Raw genomic sequence first — 6,464 nt, 5'->3', positions numbered from 1 at the left:
GGCGGGTGGCTCGGGCGGGTTGGGATCAGCCGTGTGGGTCTGCCTGTGGTGCCCGGTCGTCGGTGAAGAGTTCGGCGGAGTGGTGGACCTGGGCCAGGCGGCGGAGCGCGACGAGGAGCGCGTCGCCGAGGATGTTGCCGAGGATCACGGCCTCGGCCATGCCGTCGGCGTCGGGGCGGCGGCGGACGAGGTCCAGGTCGGTCGCGGCGATGGCGTCGGCGGCGCGGGCGTAGTCGTCGAGCCGGTCGACGAATTCGTGCAGGCCCAGTTGGCGCAGGGCGCCGAGGACTTCGGCGGTCGCGGCGACCGAGGGGCTGTCCGCGGTGACCTTCCAGCCTTGGCGCCGGACGAGGTCGAGGACTTCGGCCGTCGCGTCCTCGCGGGCGTCGTCGTCGCAGTAGGCGGCGGTACGGATGACGGTCTGCTGGGCCGCGCCGAGGACTTTGTGGGTGCCGGTGTCGGGGCTGTCGAGGGCGGCGATGACATCGCGCGCCACGGCGACGGACAGGCCGCCGACGTCGAGGAGGGCGCGGATCAGGCGCAGTCTCCGCAGGTGGCGATCGTCGTAGTGGGCCTGGTTGCGGCTGGTGCGCTCGCCGGGCGGCAGCAGCCCTTCCCGCAGGTAGTACTTGATCGTTGGCGTGGGTACGCCGCTGAGGCTGCTGAGCTCCCCGACGCGCATCGATGACCCTCCGGCTCGTGACTCCTCTTGCACTCTCGCATCCCCATGATAGATAGTCCCACTATCGGAAGTGGAACTATCTACTATCTATTCAAGGGGTGGGTTCATGCTGTCCTCTCTGGGGCGGCTCACGGCACGGCATCGCTGGTGGGTCGTGGTCGCGGCGGCGCTGCTGGCCGTGTTGGGTGGTGTCTGGGGAACGGGCACCTTCGGAACGCTGACCGGCGGCGCCGGATTCGACGATCCGCACAGCGAGTCGGTGCGGGCCGACCGGATGCTCGCCGGTCCGCTGGGCCGCCAGTCGGCCGATGTGGTGGTGCTCTACAGCAGCGAGAAGCACACGGTGGACGACCCGGCCTTCGCCGACCCGGTCCGCAAGTCCCTGGACGGCGTACCCCGCGAGGACATCGCGCGCCTGGAGACGTACTGGTCGGTGAAGGGGGAGGAGGGGGCAGACGGTGCCCGGGCCCGGGAGTTCATCTCCCGGGACCATCACGCCACCTACGCCACCGTCCAGTTCACCACCGACGGCGACCAGGACCAAGTCGCGGCCCTGCGCGAGATCGAGGACCGGTTCGCGGTGCCCGCCGCCTCCGGAGTCACCGTGCGGTTCGGCGGCACCGCGGCCATGACCGAGCAGGTCAACGCCCGCACCGGGGCCGATATCGGACGAGCGGAGATGCTGTCCCTGCCGATCCTGATGGTGCTGCTGCTGGTGGTCTTCGGCAGCGTCGTCGCGGCCTCGCTGCCGCTGGCCGTGGGCGTCCTGGTGGCGCTCGGTTCACTGGTGGTGCTGCGCACTGTGTCCCTGTTCACGGACCTGTCCAGCTCCGTGATCAATGTGATCACGATCCTGGGCCTGGGGCTCGCGATCGACTACGCGCTCTTCATGGTCGGCCGGTTCCGCGAGGAGCTGGCCGCCGGAGCCGAGGTGGACGAGGCGGTGGAACGCACCACCGCCACCGCCGGGCGCACCGTGGCCTTCTCCGGCCTGGCCGTGGCCATCTCCTTCACCGGCCTCACCCTGTTCCCCTCCCGCTTCCTCAGCTCCATGGGCTACGCGGCGGTCGCCGTCGTGGTCTTCGCCGTCATCGGTTCGCTGACGCTGCTGCCCGCCCTGCTGCGCTTCGCCGGGCGCCGCGTCGACGCCGGACGGCTGCCCCTGCCCCGCGGCCTGCGCCGTACGCCCCGAACGCACGCCCCAGGCGGCGACGAGCGGGGGCGCTGGTACCGGCTGGCCCACACGGTCATGCGCCGCCCGCTGCTCACCACCGCCCTCCTCACCGCCTCTCTCCTGGGGCTCGCCGGACCGGCGGTCGGCGTCAACTGGGCGCGCCCCGGCGACTGGGTGCTGCCCGAAGGCGCCGACGCCCGACAGGTCACCCGGCAGTTGGGCGACCGCTTCGACCACGACCCCACCAAGGTCGTCACCGCCGTCGTCGACCTGCACGGCAGCGCGGCGGACCGCTCCGGCCGGCTGGCCGGGTACGCCGAGCGGCTGGGCGCGGTCGAGGGCGTCAAGGACGCCGCCGTCACCGCCACCCGTGGCAAGCTCGTCCGGATCACCCTCCACTACACCCCGGACCCGATGTCCCGTGAGGCACGCACCATGGTGGAGGAGCTGCGGGCGCAGACCCCGCCCCCGGGGACCGAGGCGCGGTTCACCGGTATGCCCGCCTCGCGGGTCGACATCGTCGACATGATCGGCGAGCGGGCCCTGTGGATGGGGCTGTTCGTGGCCGTCGTCTCGGCCCTCGTCCTGTTCCTGGCGTTCCGCTCGTTGGCCATCCCCCTCATCACGGTGGCCATGAGCGCCCTGTCGCTGCTCGCCGCCTTCGGGGTGATCACCTTGATCTTCCAGTACGGCGTGGGAGCCGGGCCGCTCGGCTTCGAGGCGATCGGCGCCGTGGACGCGAACTTCCCCGTCCTCATCGTCGCCATCGCCTTCGGACTGGCCATGGACTACCAGGTCTTCCTGCTCTCCCGGGTCCGCGAACGCTATCTCGCCACCGGCGACCCGGCCGAGTCCACGGCCACCGCCCTGCAGCGCACCGCCGGGACCATCACCGGCGCCGGGCTGCTGCTCGCCGTCGTGGTCGGCGGATTCGCGTTCTCCTCCATCACATTCCTGAAGATGATCGGCATCGGCCTCATCCTGGCCATCGCCCTCGACGTGCTGGTCGTACGGGCCCTGATGCTGCCCGCCGTCCTCGGCCTGCTCGGCCACCGCGCCTGGCGCGGGCCGGCCCCGTCACGCGCTGATCACCGGCCCGTCCCGTCGTCCCTCGAACCCCAGGAGCGCTAGACCCTGTCCTTGTCGAAGTCCAGGTCGAGCATCCGGATCGCGTTGCCCCGCAGGATCTTGTAGACGGTCTCCGGCGGCAGCCCGGCCGCATGCTCGGCCGCGACCCGCTTGGTGTGCGGCCAGGTCGAGTCGACGTGCGGATAGTCGGTCTCGAAGGTCGCGTTGTCCACGCCGACGGTGTCCAGCGAGGCGACGCCGTGCTTGTCGCGGAAGAAGCAGCAGAAGATCTGCCGGTAGTAGTACGTGGACGGCGGCTCCGGGATCAGATCGCGCACCCCGCCCCAGGCCCGGTGCTCCTCCCAGACGTCGTCCGCGCGCTCCAGGGCGTACGGGATCCAGCCCATCTGGCCCTCGGCGTACGCGAGCTTCAGCCGCGGGAAGCGCACCAGGACGCCGCTGAAGAGGAAGTCCATCATCGACGCCATGGCGTTGTTGAAGCTCAAGGCCGCCTGGACGGCCGGCGGGGCGTCCGGTGAGGCGGCGGGCATCTGGGAGGACGATCCGATGTGCATGCACACGACCGTGCCCGTCGCCTCGCATTCGGCGAAGAACGGGTCCCAGTAGCCGCTGTGGATGCTCGGCAGCCCCAGGTAGGTGGGGATCTCGCTGAACGTCACGGCGCGCACGCCCCGCGCTGCGTTCCGGCGGATCTCCTGGACCGCCAGCTCCACGTCCCACAGCGGGATCAGGCACAGCGGGATCAGCCGCCCGCCGCTGTCCCCGCACCACTCCTCCACCATCCAGTCGTTGTACGCCCGGACGCACGCCAGGCCGACCTCCTTGTCCTCGGCCTCGGCGAAGGTCTGGCCGCAGAAACGCGGGAAGGTCGGGAAGCACAGTGAGGCCTCGACATGGTTCATCTCCATGTCCGCGAGCCGGGCCTTGGGGTCCCAGCAGCCGCGCCGCATCTGGTCGCGGGTGATGCCTTCGAGGGTCATCTCGTCGCGCGAGAAGCCGACCGCAGCGATGATCCGCTTGTACGGGAAGAGCAGCCCCTCGTACTGCCACCAGTCGGTCGGCGGGCCGTCCGGGTCGGTGGTGATCCGGTACTTGCCGCCGATGTAGGCGAGCTCGCCGATTCCGGCGGTCATGGGCTTCGGGCCGCGGTCCCGGTACTTGGCGGGCAGCCAGGTGTCGAAGAGGTGCGCGGGCTCGATCACATGGTCGTCCACGCTGATGACCATGGGCAGTTCGGTTGCGCCGTTCGTCTCGCCAGTCATGCCGTCCTCTCCCCTGGTGTCCGGGCGGGACCGGACACCCACTCATCTGACGGTCCGTCAGCTGGAGGGTACGGAGTAAGGCATCAACCAGCAAGAGAAACCGGCAAGGGATGCGGCGCAGCCCCGGCTCGCCTTACGACTCGCCGCCGGTGATCTCGACGTGGCGGGGCTTGGCGGCCTCCGCCTTCGGGACGGTCAGGCCGAGGATTCCGTCGGCCAGCTTGGCGCTCACCTTGCCGGTGCTCACATCGCCGGGCAGCGTCATACGGAACTCGAACCGCCCCGTGCGGCGCGTGCCGCGGCGCAGCACCCCGGGGCGCTCCGGCTCCTTCAGCTCACCGGAGACGGTCAGCTCCCGCTCGCGGACCTGGATGTCGATGTCCTCCCGGCGGGCGCCGGGCAGCTCCAGCTCGACCATGTAGGCCTCGCCGCCCTCGGCCACCTCGACCGGCGGCGTCCACACCCGTTCCGCCGCGGCGGGCAGCACGGCACCACCGACGGTGGATTCCAGCAGCGTGCCCATCTGGTCGAAGAGCTCGCCGAACTCCGCCATCGGGTTCCGCCATCTGGAGAGCCGATGTTCGACCGGCAAACCGGCTCGTCCTCGTCGTACGGGCATGCTCATCCCCGGTCACCTTCCCTTCTCGGCCCACTACTACGAACATTTGCCTCATATCTAGACTAAATGAGGCAACAGGAAGGAGTCCCGATGAGCGGCGGCACTGTTGTGGCCGGAGTCGACGGTTCCGAGCCCAGTCTGGCGGCGGCGGAGTGGGCCGCCCGGGAAGCGCTGGACCGAGCGGTTCCACTGCTGCTTCTGCACGCCTCCCCGCCGCTTCCGCCCCGGATCTCCCCGGTGCCGGGCGAGGACGCCTGGGGATACGTCGGCGAGCAGATGATCCGGCAGGCCGCGGCGGACCTCGCCGAGCGCCATCCGGGCCTTGAGGTGACCGGCGAGCATGCCACCACGGCCGCGGACGAGGCCCTGCTCACGGCGGCGGGGAGCGCCGGGCTCATGGTCGTGGGGGCGCGCGGCTGGGGCGGCTTCGACGGGCTGGCGGTGGGGTCCGTGGCGCTGCGGGTGGCGACGGCCGCCGACTGCCCGGTGGTGACGGTTCGGGAGGGTCCCCCGGACAGGGAAACGGACAGGGAAGCGGAGGTCGTGGCCGCCCTCGACGCACACGGCCACCTGGCCGAAACCGCCGACTTCGCCTTCCGCGCCGCCCTGGCGCGCAAGGCCCGGCTGCGCGTGGTGCACGCCTGGGCGCTGCCCGCCGCCGCCCCCTCCGCCTGGATGATCGGCGTCCTCGAGGAGGACCGCGGCAGGTGGGAGGACCAGGAGAGCCAGGCGATGTCGGACGCTCTGCGGCCCTGGCGTACGAGATATCCGCAGGTCGAGGTCTTCCCGGACATCGTTCTGCTCAACCCGGCCCAGGCGCTGGTCAGATCGTCCGCGCGGGCGCTGCTGCTGGTCGTCGGCCGCCGTACGGCCGACCGGGTCGCCGAGCGGCATCTGGGGCCGATCGCCCACGCCGTACTGCACCACGCCCACTGTCCGGTCGCGGTGGTGCCGCACCCCGCCTGACACGACCTCATACCGGTGCCGACATCGGCCGAACGTCGGCATCAGCCGAAGAAGACGCCGAACTCCGCGTAGAGGGCCGGGTCCACGCCCTTGGTCCCCACCGTGACCTCGGACAGCGGCACGCGCACGATGTCCGTGCCGCGCAGCGCGACCATCGTGCCGAAGTCCCGCTCGTACACCGCGTCGATCGCGCGCAGCCCGAACCGCGTCGCCAGCCAGCGGTCGAAGGCGCTGGGGGTGCCGCCGCGCTGGATGTGTCCGAGGACCGTGGTGCGGGCCTCCTTGCCCGTGCGGTCGGAGATCTCCCGGGCCAGCCACTCCCCGATACCGGACAGCCGCACATGGCCGAACTCGTCGAGCGAGGAGTCCTTCACCACCATCTGCCCCTCCTTCGGAACCGCGCCCTCGGCCACCACGACGATCGGGGCGTACCGGATCTTGAAGCGGTTCTCCACCCATTCGCAGACCTGGTTCACGTCGAACGGCTGCTCGGGGATGAGGATGACGTTGGCGCCGCCCGCGATGCCCGAGTGCAGCGCGATCCAGCCCGCGTGCCGGCCCATGACCTCGACGACCAGCGTCCGGGTGTGCGACTCGGCGGTGGTGTGCAGCCGGTCGATGGCCTCGGTCGCGATGTTGACCGCGGTGTCGAAGCCGAAGGTGTAGTCGGTG

6 protein-coding genes are annotated in these 6,464 nt (G+C 70.9%); 2 read left to right on the top strand and 4 right to left on the bottom strand.

Going from position 1 to position 6,464, the window contains the following annotated elements; all coding sequences use genetic code 11:
• Nucleotides 1-25: 25 nt before the first annotated feature.
• Complete coding sequence (locus tag CCN51_RS22205) at nucleotides 26-682, bottom strand: MerR family transcriptional regulator (protein ID WP_014177809.1); 657 nt, start codon at nucleotides 680-682, stop codon at nucleotides 26-28.
• A gap of 106 nt (nucleotides 683-788) precedes the next feature.
• On the opposite strand from CCN51_RS22205, the gene CCN51_RS22200 reads away from it, so the two are divergent.
• Entirely contained in the window at nucleotides 789-2,987 is a 2,199-nt protein-coding gene (locus tag CCN51_RS22200; RefSeq protein ID WP_014177810.1) for an MMPL family transporter, read from the top strand.
• Here CCN51_RS22200 and CCN51_RS22195 read toward each other — a convergent pair.
• Together CCN51_RS22195 and CCN51_RS22190 are read right to left on the bottom strand one after the other, a co-directional pair.
• Nucleotides 2,984-4,207 carry an amidohydrolase family protein gene (locus CCN51_RS22195; protein ID WP_014177811.1) on the bottom strand — a complete coding sequence of 408 codons (1,224 nt, stop codon included), beginning with the start codon at nucleotides 4,205-4,207 and terminating at the stop codon, nucleotides 2,984-2,986. The two genes, CCN51_RS22200 and CCN51_RS22195, sit on opposite strands and share 4 nt — an antisense overlap.
• 133 nt (nucleotides 4,208-4,340) lie before the next feature.
• Nucleotides 4,341-4,760 carry an Hsp20/alpha crystallin family protein gene (locus CCN51_RS22190; protein ID WP_245881668.1) on the bottom strand — a complete coding sequence of 140 codons (420 nt, stop codon included), beginning with the start codon at nucleotides 4,758-4,760 and terminating at the stop codon, nucleotides 4,341-4,343.
• Nucleotides 4,761-4,916: 156 nt separating this feature from the next.
• Between CCN51_RS22190 and CCN51_RS22185 the strand changes: the two genes are divergently transcribed.
• Complete coding sequence (locus tag CCN51_RS22185) at nucleotides 4,917-5,792, top strand: universal stress protein (RefSeq protein WP_014177813.1); 876 nt, start codon at nucleotides 4,917-4,919, stop codon at nucleotides 5,790-5,792.
• A gap of 41 nt (nucleotides 5,793-5,833) precedes the next feature.
• Here the strand turns inward: CCN51_RS22185 and CCN51_RS22180 are convergent.
• Nucleotides 5,834-6,464 (bottom strand): 6-phosphofructokinase (locus CCN51_RS22180; protein ID WP_211303242.1); only part of this gene is annotated, 631 nt, incomplete at its 5' end.

Origin of the sequence: Streptomyces milbemycinicus (genome assembly GCF_002154605.1) — a bacterium.
GTDB classification, from domain to species: Bacteria; Actinomycetota; Actinomycetes; order Streptomycetales; family Streptomycetaceae; genus Streptomyces; species Streptomyces milbemycinicus.
This window is presented reverse-complemented; position numbering and strand designations above follow the sequence as displayed.